The 14,708-nt window shown below is 72.0% G+C and carries 15 protein-coding genes; 12 read left to right on the top strand and 3 right to left on the bottom strand.

Annotated features, from left to right (window positions below):
• Nucleotides 1-98 precede the first annotated feature (98 nt).
• Complete coding sequence (locus QRY02_RS06010) at nt 99-1,082, bottom strand: hypothetical protein (RefSeq protein WP_285990497.1); 984 nt, start codon at nt 1,080-1,082, stop codon at nt 99-101.
• A gap of 161 nt (nt 1,083-1,243) precedes the next feature.
• On the opposite strand from QRY02_RS06010, the gene QRY02_RS06005 reads away from it, so the two are divergent.
• The 5 genes from QRY02_RS06005 to QRY02_RS05985 all read left to right on the top strand — a co-directional run bounded on the left by QRY02_RS06005 (nt 1,244) and on the right by QRY02_RS05985 (nt 7,053).
• On the top strand, nt 1,244-2,251 hold the full coding sequence (locus QRY02_RS06005; RefSeq protein WP_285990496.1) for a polysaccharide deacetylase family protein: 1,008 nt from the start codon (nt 1,244-1,246) through the stop codon (nt 2,249-2,251).
• A gap of 895 nt (nt 2,252-3,146) precedes the next feature.
• Nucleotides 3,147-3,941 (top strand): DUF3152 domain-containing protein, encoded by a 795-nt coding sequence (locus tag QRY02_RS06000; RefSeq protein WP_285990495.1) that lies wholly within the window; start codon nt 3,147-3,149, stop codon nt 3,939-3,941.
• Nucleotides 3,942-3,998: 57 nt separating this feature from the next.
• Nucleotides 3,999-5,324, top strand: a complete 1,326-nt coding sequence (locus QRY02_RS05995; protein WP_285990494.1) for an extracellular solute-binding protein — start codon at nt 3,999-4,001, stop codon at nt 5,322-5,324.
• Nucleotides 5,321-6,226, top strand: coding sequence for a carbohydrate ABC transporter permease (locus tag QRY02_RS05990; RefSeq protein WP_285990493.1), 906 nt, complete (start codon nt 5,321-5,323; stop codon nt 6,224-6,226). Before QRY02_RS05995 ends, QRY02_RS05990 begins: the two co-directional genes overlap by 4 nt.
• Complete coding sequence (locus QRY02_RS05985; RefSeq protein WP_285990492.1) at nt 6,223-7,053, top strand: carbohydrate ABC transporter permease; 831 nt, start codon at nt 6,223-6,225, stop codon at nt 7,051-7,053. The genes QRY02_RS05990 and QRY02_RS05985 overlap by 4 nt, the downstream gene beginning before the upstream one ends.
• On the opposite strand, the gene QRY02_RS05980 is transcribed toward QRY02_RS05985, so the two are convergent.
• Complete coding sequence (locus QRY02_RS05980; protein ID WP_285990491.1) at nt 7,022-7,903, bottom strand: LysR family transcriptional regulator; 882 nt, start codon at nt 7,901-7,903, stop codon at nt 7,022-7,024. The genes QRY02_RS05985 and QRY02_RS05980 overlap by 32 nt on opposite strands.
• A gap of 76 nt (nt 7,904-7,979) precedes the next feature.
• Between QRY02_RS05980 and QRY02_RS05975 the strand changes: the two genes are divergently transcribed.
• The 6 genes from QRY02_RS05975 (at nt 7,980) to QRY02_RS05950 (ending at nt 13,697) form a co-directional block, all read left to right on the top strand.
• Nucleotides 7,980-8,363: a hypothetical protein gene (locus tag QRY02_RS05975; RefSeq protein ID WP_285990490.1), complete on the top strand. Its 384-nt coding sequence runs from the start codon at nt 7,980-7,982 to the stop codon at nt 8,361-8,363.
• Nucleotides 8,356-9,903, top strand: a complete 1,548-nt coding sequence (locus tag QRY02_RS05970) for a multicopper oxidase family protein (RefSeq protein ID WP_285990489.1) — start codon at nt 8,356-8,358, stop codon at nt 9,901-9,903. The genes QRY02_RS05975 and QRY02_RS05970 overlap by 8 nt, the downstream gene beginning before the upstream one ends.
• Nucleotides 9,904-10,129: 226 nt before the next feature.
• Nucleotides 10,130-10,981, top strand: a complete 852-nt coding sequence (locus QRY02_RS05965; protein ID WP_285990488.1) for a geranyl diphosphate 2-C-methyltransferase — start codon at nt 10,130-10,132, stop codon at nt 10,979-10,981.
• Between the two features lie 10 nt (nt 10,982-10,991).
• On the top strand, nt 10,992-12,104 hold the full coding sequence (locus QRY02_RS05960) for a family 2 encapsulin nanocompartment cargo protein terpene cyclase (protein ID WP_285990487.1): 1,113 nt from the start codon (nt 10,992-10,994) through the stop codon (nt 12,102-12,104).
• A 13-nt stretch (nt 12,105-12,117) separates the two neighbouring features.
• The gene (locus QRY02_RS05955; RefSeq protein WP_285990486.1) at nt 12,118-13,521 is read left to right on the top strand and encodes a family 2B encapsulin nanocompartment shell protein; all 1,404 of its coding nucleotides are present in this window, start codon (nt 12,118-12,120) and stop codon (nt 13,519-13,521) included.
• Nucleotides 13,521-13,697, top strand: a complete 177-nt coding sequence (locus QRY02_RS05950) for a hypothetical protein (RefSeq protein ID WP_285990485.1) — start codon at nt 13,521-13,523, stop codon at nt 13,695-13,697. The genes QRY02_RS05955 and QRY02_RS05950 overlap by 1 nt, the downstream gene beginning before the upstream one ends.
• A 47-nt stretch (nt 13,698-13,744) precedes the next feature.
• On the opposite strand, the gene QRY02_RS05945 is transcribed toward QRY02_RS05950, so the two are convergent.
• On the bottom strand, nt 13,745-14,107 hold the full coding sequence (locus QRY02_RS05945) for a hypothetical protein (protein WP_285990484.1): 363 nt from the start codon (nt 14,105-14,107) through the stop codon (nt 13,745-13,747).
• An 82-nt stretch (nt 14,108-14,189) separates the two neighbouring features.
• On the opposite strand from QRY02_RS05945, the gene QRY02_RS05940 reads away from it, so the two are divergent.
• Nucleotides 14,190-14,543, top strand: a complete 354-nt coding sequence (locus tag QRY02_RS05940; RefSeq protein ID WP_285990483.1) for a VOC family protein — start codon at nt 14,190-14,192, stop codon at nt 14,541-14,543.
• Nucleotides 14,544-14,708: the final 165 nt, after the last annotated feature.

The following is a 14,708-nucleotide window of genomic DNA, read 5'->3' as shown; positions in this document are numbered from 1 at the left end:
TCCCCTCCCGCGCCGGGCTTTCGTCGTCTGCGAACCGGGTACGCGGCCATGAGAAAGCCCGGTGCGGCGGACCGCACCGGGCTTTTCCGACGTGCCGGCTATTCGTAGACGACGTAGGCGGGGGTGGGGCTCAGCGCCAGAACGTCCGCCGGGGTCATCAGGCCCGCGCCGCGGCGGGTGTCCTCCTCGAAGAACAGCTTGAAGCCCGGCCGCACCTGGGCGGGCATGGTCGTCATCAGCGTCTTCCAGGTCGCCTTCTTGGCGGCGGCCGACCCGATGCCGTCGACCACCTTGACGACCGAGACTCCCTTGTGCGGCCGCAAAAGCTCTTCGTCACGCACGACGGACGCGGCGACCTGGTGGTAGACCATCACCTTGGCGGGCAGGTGGTGCGCGTCGGCCAGGCCCCCGAGGTACCGCGCGACCCCGTCGAGCTCGGCGCCGGTCGTGCGGCCGAACTTCTTGCCGGGGACGACGCCCGGTTCCACGGCCCACTCGGGGTCGAGCGCGACGCCGACGTCGGGCTCGGTCAACCAGCGTTCGTAGGCCTGGACCTCGGGCAGGAAGTCGGCGCGGCCGGGCTGGATGTTCAGCAGCAGCAACCCGTTCAGCGCCCGCGCGGCGTCGAGGTAGTCGCGCACGGTCGCGTCCTCGCAGCGGCTGCGGAACATGCCGTCCTCGCCCGGCGAGCGGTGCACGGTGGTGGCGATCAGCTCGACGACCGGGGTGACCGGACGTCCCGGCGGGAACGCCTCGATCTGGCGGCGGAGTGCGCGGCTCGCTTCCGTGAGGTCGCCCGTCATGCGGCCGAGCGCCTTCGCGCCCGGTGCCCCGCAAAAGCCGACGAGCAGGCCTTTTTCGAGCGGGTTCGGAGGCGGTGGCGGCGCCGCCGCCGCGGCGGCGGCGGCTGCTGCCGGGGCCGGCACGGCCAGCGCCCGTCCCCGTTGCAGCGCACCACACGCACTCGTGGCCAAGCCCGCGAGGGCGGCGGTGAGGACCAGGCGTCGATCGAAGGTTCGTTCGGCGGCGACCGCCTTTTTCGGGACCATCGCGGGGAAATACCCGGCGGTGATCTTCGCCAAACCGGTTTCCCGACGATCACCGAATCGTGCTGGAGCCGTTTCCGGGCTCATGGCCCCGGCCTGGGAAATCCCGCTTTTCCGGGCCATCGCGAACCATTGCGGGCTCACCCGACCCGGTGGTCCGGCCCGCGCCCGCGGCGGGCCCGACGCACACTTCCGCCATGCGTTGCCTTTTCCGGTCCGGTGCCGGGCTCACCGCCGTCCTCGCGCTGGCGGCCTGTGGCGGCCCCGCGCCCGTCGCCCCGGCGCCCGCACCGCCGCACCCGGCGCCCGCCGCCGCGCCGGTCCGCATCACGCCCGCCGCCGCCCGGCAGGTGGGCGCCGACGAGCTCGGCCGGGTGCCGGTCTTGATGTACCACCGCCTCGTCGCGCAGCCGAAGTCGGTCTACGAGCGCACGCCCGCCGACTTCACGGCCGAGCTCGAACGGCTCGCGACCGAGGACTACGTCCCGGTCACGACGGCGGAACTGGTCTCCCGCCGGCTCGACCTCCCGGCCGGCGCGCACCCGGTGGTCCTGACGTTCGACGACGGCGACCCGAGCACGTTCCGCCTGACGCCCCAGGGCCAACCGGAACCGGGCACGGCGGTCCGCATCCTCCTGGACGTCGCGGCGGCGCACCCGCGGTTCCGCCCGGTCGCGAGCCTGTACGTCAACGAGCACCCGTTCGGCGGCGACGCGGACGGGCGCGCGCTGCGCTGGCTGGCCGAGCACCACTTCGAGATCGGCAACCACACCCGGCACCACACGAACCTGCGCACGGCAACGGAACCGGCGGTGACGGCGGCGATCGCCGAGGAGGACGCGCTGATCCGCCAGGCGGTCCCGGGCTACCGGCCGACGACGTTGGCCCTGCCGTACGGAAGCCGCCCGCACCGCACGGGCCTGGCGCTGCAGGGCCCGGGTTACTCGTACGGCGGCGCGCTCCTGGTGGGGGCCGGGCCGGCGCCGTCACCGTGCTCGGGCAAGTTCGATCCCGCGGCGATCCCGCGGATCCGTTCGCAGTCGGCGGGTTCGGAGGCGGAGTACGGATCGGCCCACTGGCTCGACGAACTGGGTGCGCCCGAGAGCCACCGCTACACCTCCGACGGCGACCCGTCGACGGTGTCGTACCCGCAAACCGAGGGCCCGGTGGCGCCGGAGTGTGCGAGCGTGGGCCTTGCCTACTGAACGACACCCCCTGGCCCGCGTGGACTGGCTCCCCCAGCCACGCCGCCGGCCGGCGCCGCCGCAGGGCGTCCAGGCACCGAGGTCGCCACGCATCCCGCCCCCGACGGCTCGGCCGGTCCCGGCGGTCCCGGCAGTTCCGGCGGTCCCGGCGGCACCGGCCGAGGAGAGCCCGGCCGGAGCGACTCGGACGGCACCGGACCGCCCGGCGGCACCGGCCGGGGAGAGCCCGGCCGCAGCGACTCGGACGGCACCGGCGGCTCCGGCGGCACCGGCCGGCGAGGCCCGGATGGCCCCGGCCGAAACCACTCCACGCCACCCTGCATCTCCGGAACCGCCGGCGCCTGGCCAGGTGGCGCAGGCAGGTTGGACGGCACCGGCCAACCCGGCAGCGCCCGCGCCGCCGGCCTCGGCCACACCGATCCCCGAGGCGCGCCTGGCTTCCCCCGCAACACCCGCCCCGGTGTGGCCGCCCGAGCAGCGAACTTCGACCGAAGACGCGACCTCGGCCGCACCGGCCGCCGCGGCTCGAACGGCCCCAGCGCCGACTACACCCCAGCCCACGCCCGAGCCGGCACCGACACCCCAACCGACGGCCGCAGCCCGAACAGCCCCAGCGCCGACCACACCCGAACCGGCGCCCACATCCCATCCGACGGCCACGCCGACCGCCGCCACCCGCACAGCCCCAGCGCCAACCACACCCCAACCCACGCCCACGCCCACGCCCCAACCCGAAGCACGGCGCCCCCGCTCGATCTCCGTCGCCCCCGCGATCTCCGTCGGCCCGCCGGCGCCCCGGGTTCCGCGTGCACCGGCCACCCCGGCCGAACCGCCCGCTCCGCCGCCTCCGGCTCCCGCGCCCGCGGCCGCCGCCGTGGCTTGGTGGCCGCCCGCTGTGCTCGTGTTCGCCGTTGCCCTTGCCCTTGCTCTTCTCCTCACCCCGCAAGCCGCCCAGCCGCGGCGGATCTCCGGGGTCGGTTCCGCCCTGCCCACCGCTCCGCCCACCGTGCCGGCCACCGCCCCGAAACCCGCTCCCGAACCGGCCGCGCTGCCCGATGGGGTGCCGGTCACCGAAGCCGGCGACGGGACCTGGCACGTCGTCCCCGGTAGCGGCCACGACTTCGGCAGCGGCGAGAAACTCCTCACCTACACCGTCGAAATCGAAGACGGCGTCGACCTTCCCTCCTTCGGCCACGACGTCGACGCGATCCTCGCCGACCCCCGTGGCTGGATCGGGCTCGGGGCCGTGACCTTCCGCCGGCTCGGCGAGGCCGAGGCCGAGGCCGGCGCCGGCCCCTCCGTCCGGATCAGCCTGACCAGTCCCGGCACCGCCCGGCGCCCGGACCTCTGCGGCTTCGGCATCCCCTTCGACTCCTCGTGCCGCCTCTCGCACGACCACCGGATCGTCGTGAACCTCGCCCGCTGGCTCCGCGGCGCCCACTCCTACGACGGCGACCTGGCCGGCTACCGCGCCTACGCCATCAACCACGAGATGGGCCACGCCCTCGGCTTCGGCCACGTCGGCTGTCCCGCCCCCGGTGCGGCCGCGCCGGTGATGATGCAGCAGACCTTCGGGCTGTCCAACACCTACCTCGCGAACCTCAACCGCGCCGAACCCGGTGCCGCCACGAAGGTCCGTCCCGACGGTGCCGTCTGCCGCCCCAACCCGTGGGTCACCGCGCCGCACTGAAACCGGTTTGGACCACCGCCCAGCGGGTACCCACGCCGCCTCTGGGAGGGGTGTGCGATGGCGCGGAAACTTCTGGCCGGTGCGACGGCGGTCCTGCTGCTCTCCGGGTGCGGCGGGGTCGGAAGCGGTGGCGACACCGGCGCCGCGGCCACCCTGACGACCATGGGGTTCGGCCTCGGCGACGAAATCGCCACCACCCGCGCCGACCTGGCGGGCAAGGCGATCGCACCGGCCACCGTGAAGATCGGCGGCAGCGCCTTCGACGCCCAGCAGTTCCTCGCTTCCGTCGCCTCGCACACCCCGCCCGACCTCGTCTACCTCGACCGGCAGCTGCTCGGCACCTACGCCGCGCGCGGCACCCTCGAGCCGCTCACCGGCTGCATCGCCCAGCAGCACATCGACGTCGGCCAGTACCGGCCCGCCGCCCTGCGGGAAGTCACCCTCGACGGCAAGGTCTACGGCCTGCCCGAGTTCTACGACAACCGGGTCCTGCTCGTGAACGACGCCGCCGTCGAAGCGAGCGGCATGACGGCGCAGGACGTCTCCCCCGCCGACCACGGCAAGCTGACCACGGCCGCGCAGAAGCTCACCGTCCGCACCGGCGGCGGGCTGTCGCGGATCGGGTTCGACCCGAAGATCCCCGAGTTCCTCCCGCTGTGGGCCAAGGCCAACGGCGTGCAGATGCTCAGCGACGACGGCCGCACCGCCCACCTCGACGACCCGCGGCTGGCCGAGGCCCTCACGTACACCAAGTCGCTGATCGACGCCCAGGGCGGCTGGAGCGCGGTGAAGGCCTTCCGCGACTCGTTCGACTTCTTCGGCGAGAAGAACCCGTTCAAGCAGGGCCAGCTGGCGGCCAGCTTGATGGACGACTGGTACCTCAACGTCCTCGCCAACTACTCTCCCGACGTGCGGGTCTCCGCGGCGCCGTTCACCGACACCGCCGGCACCCCGATCGACTGGGTCACCGGCAGCGCCTGGGTGATCCCGGCCGGGAGCACCCACAAGGAGCAGGCCTGCGCCTGGATCAAGACGATGACGGACGCGCCGGCCTGGGTCGCCGCCGCCAAGGCCCGCGCGGAGAAGCGGAAAGCCGCCGGCAAGGCGTTCACCGGTGTCTACACCGGCAACCGCGTCGCCGACCAGGAGATCTTCGGCGGTCTGGTGCAGCTGAAGGACCGGCCCGCGTTCGACGCCGCCGTGCAGACCGTGCTGCGGGCGCAGGAAAGTGCCTTCACCATGCCCGCCTCCCCGGCCGGCTCCGAATTCAAGACGGCCTGGCAGAACGCCGTCAACCGGGTGCTTTCGGGCGAGCAGCAGCCCGCCGACGCCCTGCGACAAGGCCAGCAGGAGGCCCAGCGGGCGCTGGACGCCGCCCGGTGAAGCGGCGTACCAGGGAAGCTTGGGCCGCGTACGCCTTCCTGTCGCCGTGGATGATCGGGTTCGTGATCTTCATGGCGATCCCGATGATCGCCAGCCTGGTGCTCTCCTTCACCGACTACGACGCGCTGCGGTCGCCCGACGCCGTCGGCTGGGCCAACTACCGGCGGCTGCTCGAAGACCCCGCCGTGCGCAAGAGCCTGGTCAACACCCTGGTCTACACCGTCATGTCGGTGCCGGCCACGATGGCCGTCTCGCTGGCGCTGGCGTCTCTGCTCACGCGGGCGGGCCACCGGTCGGCCGGGTTCTTCCGCACGGTGTTCTACCTGCCCGAGATCACCCCGAAGGTCGCCGTCGGCGTGCTGTTCCTCATCCTGTTCAACGGCCAGGCCGGCCTGGTCAACGCCGTGCTGGGGCTGGTCGGCATCGACGGTCCACAGTGGAGCACCGACGGGCCGTGGGTGAAACCGGGCTTGGTGCTCATGCACCTGTGGTCGGTGGGCAGCACGGTGGTGATCTACCTGGCCGCGCTGCGCGGAGTGCCCCGCGAGCTGTACGAGGCCGCCGAACTCGACGGCGCGTCGGCGTGGCAGCGGTTCCGGCGGATCACCGTCCCGATGATCAGCGGGGCCCTGTTCTTCACCCTCATCGTCCAGACGATCGCGGCACTCCAGTCGTTCGACGAGGCCTACACGGCCTTCTACGGCTCCGCGGCCTCGGCGACCTACAGCAACGACGCGGCGCTGTTCTACCTGATCTACCTCTTCCAGCAGGCCTTCGAATTCCTCCACCTCGGCTACGCCTCGGCGATGGCGTGGCTGTTGTTCGTCGTCATCCTGGCGATCACGCTCGTGCAGGTGCGGCTGAGCCGGCGGTTCGTCTACTACGAAGGCGGTGACCGGTGACGCCGCGCCGCGTGGTCCGCTGGACGGCGCTGGCCGCGGCGACCGTCCTGTTCCTCTACCCGTTCGTGTGGCTGCTGAGCGCTTCGGTGAAGCCGCGCGCGCAGGTCTTCGACAACCTGCTGATCCCGCGGACCTGGGCGTGGGACAACTACGTCGAGATCTGGCGGGCCGCGCCGGTCGCGGCCTGGCTGCTCAACAGCGTCGCGGTGTCGCTCGCGGCGGCCGTGGCCGTGACGCTGACCAGTTCGCTGGTGGCGTTCGGCTTCGCGTACTTCCGCTTCCCCGGCCGCAGCGCGCTCTTCGGCCTGGTGCTGGCCACCATGATGCTGCCGGCCGCGGTGACGATGATCCCGGTGTACCTGATCTGGAACAGCGCCGGCCTGGCGCACACGCAGGTGCCGCTGTGGGCGGGGAACCTGTTCGGCAGCGCGTTCTACATCTTCCTGCTGCGCCAGTTCTTCCTCGGCCTGCCGCGCGAGGTGTTCGAGGCCGCGCGCGTCGACGGCGCGAACCACTGGACGCTGTTCTGGCGCATCGCCGTGCCGCTGTGCCGCCCGGCGCTGATCGTCAGCTTCGTGTTCGAGCTCAAGGCCAGCTGGTCGGACCTGCTCAAGCCGCTGATCTACCTGCGCGACCCGGTGCTGTACACGCTGCCCCGCGGGCTCAAGGCGCTGTCCGACCAGTTCGGCCAGGCGGGTGAGCAGCGGTGGGAGATCGTGCTGGCCGGGAGCGTCATCACGACCGTGCCGCTGCTGATCGTGTTCTTCGTGGCGCAGCGCCACTTCCTCGCCGGGATCACGACGGAGGGTCCCACGCCCAATCGGTGAGTGCGGTGCGCATCAGGCGGGCCGCGGCGGGCAGGCGGTCGCCCGCGGCCCAGAACAGGGTGATCGTGCGCCGGCAGTCCGGGGCGTCCACCGGGAGCCAGACGACCGGCACCTGCGCGGCGACGCGGCGGGCCATCGCCGGGTTGAGCCCGATGCCCAGGCCGGCGCTGATCAGTTCCTGGATGGCCCCGGGTTCGTCGCCTTCGAAGACGATCTTCGGTGTCAGGTCCCGGGCCGCGAAGAGCCGGTCGAGCAGCCGCCGGTGCCAGTGCCCGGGCCGGGCGGTGACGAACGGCTCGCCCGCGAGGTCTTCGACGGCGACCGAGGCGCGGTCGGCCAGCCGGTGGCCGAGGGGCGTGGCCACCAGCACCGGCTCGTCGAGCAGCCGGACCCCCGCCAAGCCTTCGTCGGGAATCGGCTGCGACGCCACGCAAAGGTCGATCTCGTGGGATCGCAAGGCCCGCGCCATCGCGTCGGCGGGCAGCTGGTGCAGTTCGACCTCGACGTCCGGGTGGGCCCGTTTGAACGCGGCGAGCGGCCGGGTCAGGGTGAGGAAGGTTTCCGACGCCAGCCGCACGGTGCCGAAGCCTTCGCCCGTCGCGTCGGCGACCGCGCGCCGACCCGCGTCGAGCTCGCCGAGTGCGCGCTCGACGTAGCCGCGGAAGAGCCGCCCGGCGTCGTTGAGCCGGAGCCGCCCGGCCCGGTCGAACAGCGGTGTGCCGAGCTCGTTCTCCAGCCGCGCGATGGTGCGGCTCAGCGACGGCTGGGCGACGCGCAGCTCTTCGGCCGCGCGGCTGAGGTGCTCCAGCCGGGCCACCACGAGGAACTGCCGCAGTGCCCCCAGATCCACGTCATGCCTCCCACGTCATAACGGCATAGCGATATTGATCTTAGACACGATGACTGCACGGTCATAGCTTCGGTGTGTGGAAAGAACCGGGAAACCAAGCTGGGCGCTGCGGGCCGTGGCGGGCGCGCACCTGGTGGCGATCGCCGGCCAGCCGGTGTTCGCCGGCGTGTACCTGAGCGGCGACTACGACGGCCTGCGCCTGCACGCGGCCGGAGCCGACGTCGTCACGTCCCTCGGCTACCTGCAGGTGATCGCCGCGATCCTGGTCTGGGTCCGGGTGCGGCGGGCGTGGCCGTTCCTCGCCACGACGGCGGTGGCGGCCGCGGAGACGGTCCAGTACTTCGCCGGGCTGGACGGCGCGTTGTGGCTGCACCTGCCGTTGGGCGTGCTGACCGTCGCGGGGCTCGTCGTGCTGGCCGTCGCCCTGTGGCGCCGTCCCCTGGAGGCCGTCGATGCGTGAGCGGTTGTCGCGGCGCCAGGCGTTGCGCCTCGGCGGCGCCTTCGGCCTGCTGACCGCCGCGGGGCTGTCCACGGCGGCCGCGTTGTCGCGGCGCCCCGCGCTCACCGGCGCCGAACTCCGCAGCGCCGTGCCGCTGCCACCGCCGTTCCAGGTGCCGTTGCCGCTGCCGCCCGTCCTGCGGCCGGTGGCCCCCGGCCGCTACGAGATCACCCAGCGCGTCGCGGAAACCGAAATCCTGCCCGGGATCCGGACGCCCATGTGGACCTACGGCGGCACGTTCCCGGGCCCGACGATCGAGTCGCGCCGGGGCCGGCCGATCACCGTGACCCACCGCAACGAGCTGCCCGTGCCGACCGTGGTGCACCTGCACGGCGGGCGGACGCCGGCGGACTCCGACGGCTACCCGACCGACCTGGTGCTGCCCGCGGGCTGGACGGCGGGCCACCACGCCATGCCCGACCCGCGGGCCGTGCGGACGCGGCTGACCCGCAGCTACACGTTCCCGCTCGACCAGCGGCCGGCGCTGCTCTGGTACCACGACCACCGGATGGACTTCACGGCTCCGGCGCTCTGGCGCGGCCTCGCCGGGCTGCACATCGTGCGCGACGACGCCGAAGAAGCACTCGGCCTGCCGTCGGGGCCGCGGGAACTGCCGCTGCTGATCGCCGACCGCGCGTTCGCCGCGGACGGCAGCCTCGACTACCCGTCGGTGGACGGCACGCTGCGGGACCGGCCGGGCGTGCGGGAAAGCTTCCTGGGCGGGGTGCTCGGCGACGTGCTCCTGGTCAACGGCGCGCCGTGGCCGGTGCACGAGGTCGACGCGGTCCGGTACCGGCTGCGGATCCTCAACGCGTCGAACGCCCGGCACTACGAACTCGAGGCGGTCGCCGACGACGGGCGGCGGCTCCCGCTCGTCCAGATCGGCGCCGACCAAGGGCTGCTCGCCGCGCCGGTCACCCACGCCGCCCTGCCCGTCGGGCCGGCCGAGCGCTACGACGTCGTCGTCGACTTCGCGGGCGTCCCGATCGGCGGCCGCGTCCGCCTGCTCAACCGGCTGGGGTCCGGGCGCACCGCCGAGGTGATGGCCTTCCGGGTCGCGCGCCGCGCCCGTGACGACAGCCGCGTTCCCGCGGTGCTGTCGACGGATCTGCCGTCGTGGGACCGGCCGGTCCGGGTCCGCGACTTCTCCTTCCGCGCCGGGCGGATGGCCGGCGGATCCGGCTGGCTGATCGACGGGCGGCCGTTCGACCCGGCCCGCACGGACGTCACCGTCTCCCTCGGCGACGTCGAGGTGTGGCGGCTCGTCGCCGACGTCCACCACCCGGTCCACCTGCACCTGGCGGGGTTCCGGGTGCGTTCGCGCGGCGGGCGGCCGCCGCTGCCGCAGGACGCCGGGCTCAAGGACACCGTCTCGCTGCGCCCGGGCGAAGCGGCGGAGATCATCACCCGGTTCGACGGCTACCGCGGTCGTTACCTCTTCCACTGCCACAACGCCGAACACGAAGACATGGGCATGATGGCGAACCTCGAAATCACCTGACACGCGCTGTCGCGTTTCGTCACCCGGTCGAGGCGTCACCGGTCTCGAACGAGGGTCGGCGGCCCGGCACCGACCACCTCCGGCGCAGGCTTTGCTGGGCCGGACGGGCAACGACGGCAAAACCCAGGTGAAGCTCCTTGTCCCTGCGAAACTCCCGCCACTAGCGTCTTCCTCAAGGGGGCACCGGATCCCTTTCCTGCCAAGGAAACACCGAGGAGTTCAATCGATGACCGCTCTCGAGAAGCCCGTGACCCGGACCGCGTACCAGCAGTCGGTCGCCGACTACTGGAACGCGGAAAAGGACCCGGTGAACCTCCGGCTGGGCGACGTCGACGGCCTTTACCACCACCACTACGGCCTCGGCGACTACGACCCGGCCGTGCTGGAAGCCCCGGCCGCCACGCGCGACGAGGCGATCATCGCGGAGATGCACCGGCTCGAGACCGCGCAGGCGGATGTCCTGCTCGACCACCTGGGCCCGATCACGCCGGAAGACCGGCTGCTCGACGCCGGCTGCGGCCGCGGCGGCACGAGCGTCATGGCCCACCTGCGGTTCGGCTGCCAGGTCGACGGCATCTCCATTTCGGAGCAGCAGGTCGGGTTCGCCAACGCGCACGTGCGGCAGCGCGGGATCGACGGCTCGGTGCGCTACCACCTGCGGAACATGCTCGACACCGGGTTCGAATCCGGCGTGTTCCAGGGCATCTGGAACAACGAGAGCACGATGTACGTGGACCTGAACGACCTCTTCGCCGAGCACGCGCGGCAGCTGAAACCCGGCGGCCGGTACGTGACGATCACCGGGTGCTACAACGACGTCACGGGCGGCCGGTCGCGCGCGGTGAGCCAGATCGACCAGCACTACATCTGCAACATCCACGCCCGCGGCGACTACTTCAAAGCGCTGGCCGCCAACGGGTTCGTGCCGATCAACGTCGTCGACCTGACCGCCGCGACGATCCCGTACTGGGAGCTGCGGGAGAAGTCGCCGGTCGCCACCGGCGTCGAGAAGCCGTTCCTGACCGCCTACCGCGAAGGCAGTTTCCACTACCTGCTGATCGCCGCCGACCGCGTCTGAGGCGGCCGGGGTGACCGGGGAGAGCACCAGCACTACGTGTCCACAGTGGAGCATCGGCGGGCTGCCGGTGGCGCCGTTCGGGCTCGGGACGTCGGCGGCGCGGATCGCGGCCCAGTTCGCGCCGTCACCGGGACAGGATCCGGCGTACGCCTACCTGCCGTGGGGTGACGGCAGCGCGGCGCCGTTGTACTGCCCGGTCCAGGGCCGCGTCGACGACGGCCTCGCCGCGGAGGTCGACCGGCGGCTGGTCGCCTGGGCGGACGGCTGCGGGTTCACCGGCAAGGGCCTGGAACAGATCGCCGGGGCCGGGTTCGGCAGGCTGGCGATGCTGGCCCACACCGACTGCGACGACCCGGACCGGCTGCTCGTCGCGGCGCAGCTCAACGCGGTCTGGTGGGCGGCCGACGACTACTACGCCGACGACAGCACGCTCGGAGCGGCGCCCACCGAGCTCCCGCCGCGGCTGGCACTGGTCATGGCGGCCATGGACCCGGTCGCCCCGGCCGGGGAGTTTTCGGGCCCCCTGGAAGAGGCCCTGCGCCGCGACCCGATCCTCGTCGGGCTGCATTCGGCGATCGGCCACCTGGGCCGCCACGGCTCTCCGGTGCTCGTGCAGCGGGTCTGCTACGCGACGTTCTCGATGTTCGTCAGCTGGGACGCCTACGCGGCGTGGCGCCACACCGGGCGCTACCCACCGGCGTGGGAGTACCTGGCGGCCCGCCAGCACGACAGCTTCTACACGTCGATGACCCTGGTCGACGCCGTCGGCGGTTACGAGCTGGCCGCCCCGTTCTACTACGACCCGCGGGTGCGCGAGGCGATGATGCGGGCCGGGACGGCGTCGGTGCTGGTCAACGACCTCCATTCGGTGGCCAAGGACGCGGCCGACGAGAAACCGGTCTGCAACATGGTGCTGCAGATCGCCGCCGACCGGGGCTGCCCGGTCGAGGAGGCGGTGGCGGCCACCGTCGAGCTGCACAACAAGATCGTCCACGAATTCGAGGCCGGCCACCGGGAGCTGATGGCCGTGCCGTCGCCGGAGCTGCAGCGCTTCCTCGTGGGTGTCCGTTCCTGGATGGGCGGCGGCTTCACCTGGCACGCCACCAATCCCCGTTACCAGTGATCGAGGTTTCGTTGTGACTGTCACCGACCCGGTGGAATCCGAGCAGGCCCCGTCGAGCCTGGGACGGGCAGCGGCCCGGACACTGGCCACCACCACCAAATCCGTCCCCCAGATGCAGGGCATCTCCTCCCGCTGGCTGCTCAAACTCCTCCCCTGGGTCGAAGTCGCAGCCGGGTCCTACCGCGTCAACCGCCGCCTCTCCTACGCCGTCGGCGACGGCCGCGTCACCTTCACCACCACCGGCGCCCACGTCCGCGTCATCCCCCCCGAACTCGGCGAACTCGCCCCCCTGCGCGGCTTCGACGACGACGACACCCTCACCGAACTCGCCGACCGCTTCACCCAACACGAATACGCCCCCGGCGACGCCCTCGTCGAATTCGGCTCCCCCGCCGACCAGGTCTTCCTCCTCGCCCACGGCAAAATCACCAAAATCGGCACCGGCGCCTACGGCGACCAAGTCACCCTCGCCACCCTCGCCGACGGCGACCACTTCGGCGAAACCACCCTCCTCGACCCCGACGGCATCTGGGAATTCACCGCCAAAGCCGTCACCACCTGCACCGTCCTGTCCCTCCCCCGCACCGCCTTCGACGACATCCTCACCCGCTCCCCCGCCCTGCAAGCCCACCTCGCCGACTACCGCGCCCGCGGCACCACCGCCAGCAACGACCACGGCGAAGCCGAAATCACCCTCGCCTCCGGCCACGACGGCGAACCCACCCTCCCCGCCACCTTCGTCGACTACGAAGCCAACCCCCGCGAATACGAACTGTCGGTCGCCCAAACCGTGCTCCGCGTCCACTCCCGCGTCGCCGACCTCTACAACCAGCCCATGAACCAAATCGAACAACAACTACGGCTGACCGTGGAAGCGCTACGCGAACGCCAAGAACACGAACTCATCAACAACACCGACTTCGGGCTCCTCCACAACACCGACTTCGCCCAGCGCATCCCCACCCGCACCGGCCCACCCACCCCCGACGACCTCGACCACCTGCTCACCCTCGTCTGGAAAGACCCCAGCTTCTTCCTCGCCCACCCCAAAACCATCGCCGCCTTCGGCCGCGAATGCACCAAAGCCGGCCTCTACCCCACCAGCGTCGACCTCGCCGGCCACCAAGTCCCCTCCTGGCGCGGCATCCCCATCCTCCCCTGCAACAAAATCCCCGTCACCGACACCCGCACCAGCTCCATCCTCCTCATGCGCACCGGCGAACAAAGCCAAGGCGTCGTCGGCCTCCACCAAACCGGACTCCCCGACGAATACCAACCCGGACTCAACGTCCGATTCATGGGCATCAACGAACAAGCCATCATCTCCTACCTCGTCTCCGCCTACTACTCCGCCGCCGTCCTCGTCCCCGACGCCCTCGCCGTCCTCGAAAGCGCCGAAATCGGCCGGGAGGGATGATGCCCGAGCCCGTCACCCCGCCCCGCCCGCCGGACGCACCCGGCCGCCCGCCCGCCTTGCCGGCCTCGGCGTTCGGGCCGACCGGCCTGGGCACCGCGGCCGCCCGGATCGTGCCGCGCACCGGCGGCACCCGCCCACCCGAAGCACCCGAACCCGACCGGCGCGTGACACCGTGACGGTCACCGAGGAAGTTCGGCCGAGAAGCCCGGCGGGCTGACCGTGCTCACGCGTAGCCGCGCAGCTCGTCGGCGTCCACCCGGGTGATCGACACGAAGTGCTCGTCGTGGTGGGCGATCTGCCCGGCGACCTTGCCGTTGAGCGGTTCCGCCAGCCGTTCCAGGCAACGGGCCAGGAAACTGCGCACGGACACCGCCGCGAGGAGGTCGTGCGCGCCCCAGACGTGCCGGTCCGTCACGGGTTTCGCCCGGTCCTCATCGATCTTCCGCACGTGCAACGCCCAGGAGACCAGCAGTTCCAGCACGCCGATCGACTTCTCGTCGTTGATCCGATGGCGGCACCTGTCGAGTTCTTCGCGCTCGGCGTCGCTGAAGGCGTCCCTGATCCGCTGGGCCGGGTCCTCGGTCATGCTCACCTTCCGGGTGGTGTGCTGTGTTCCGCCACGGCATGTCATGGTTCACGATCGCCGGCCGGGCTGGCAGGATCGCCGCATGGAACGTGTGCTCGGAATCGGCGGGTACTTCATCCGCGCGACGGACCCCGCCGCCCTCGGTGCCTGGTACCGCGACTGTCTCGGTCTCGACACCGACGAGCACGGCGTCTGGCACCAGGAACCCGGGCCGACCGTCTTCGCGCCGTTCGAGGCCGGGACCGGCTACTTCGGCTCCGCGACCCAGCAGACCATGCTCAACTTCCGGGTCCGCGACCTGGACGCCATGCTGGACCAGCTCCGCGCCCGCGGCGCCGACGTGGCCGACGAGGTCCAGGACATGGCCGGGGTCGGGCGCTTCGGCTGGGTCACCGACCCCGAAGGCCACCGGATCGAACTCTGGCAGCCCGCCTGAGGGGTCAGTTCGGAATGAGCCTGCGGAGAGGCCGGAGCCTTGCTCGACGCCGGGGCGGGCGATGATCGGGGTGATGCCGCGGGCGCGGACCAGGCGGCGGTACTTGTCGTGGTCGTAGCCGCGACCGGCGTAGAGCCGGCGCTGGGTGACGTCATTGCGGCGGCC

Source organism: Amycolatopsis sp. DG1A-15b, assembly GCF_030285645.1.
Taxonomy (GTDB): Bacteria; Actinomycetota; Actinomycetes; order Mycobacteriales; family Pseudonocardiaceae; genus Amycolatopsis.
The sequence above is the reverse complement of the archived record's forward strand: the minus strand, read 5'-3'. Positions and strand labels throughout refer to the sequence as shown.

Coding starts and splice junctions, on each gene's coding strand:
- QRY02_RS06005 (WP_285990496.1), top strand. CDS start 1,244: ATGCGTTGCCTTTTCCGGTCCGGTGCCGGGCTCACCGCCGTCCTCGCG.
- QRY02_RS05995 (WP_285990494.1), top strand. CDS start 3,999: ATGGCGCGGAAACTTCTGGCCGGTGCGACGGCGGTCCTGCTGCTCTCC.
- QRY02_RS05970 (WP_285990489.1), top strand. CDS start 8,356: ATGCGTGAGCGGTTGTCGCGGCGCCAGGCGTTGCGCCTCGGCGGCGCC.
- QRY02_RS05965 (WP_285990488.1), top strand. CDS start 10,130: ATGACCGCTCTCGAGAAGCCCGTGACCCGGACCGCGTACCAGCAGTCG.
- QRY02_RS05950 (WP_285990485.1), top strand. CDS start 13,521: ATGCCCGAGCCCGTCACCCCGCCCCGCCCGCCGGACGCACCCGGCCGC.
- QRY02_RS05945 (WP_285990484.1), bottom strand. CDS start 14,107: ATGACCGAGGACCCGGCCCAGCGGATCAGGGACGCCTTCAGCGACGCC.
- QRY02_RS05940 (WP_285990483.1), top strand. CDS start 14,190: ATGGAACGTGTGCTCGGAATCGGCGGGTACTTCATCCGCGCGACGGAC.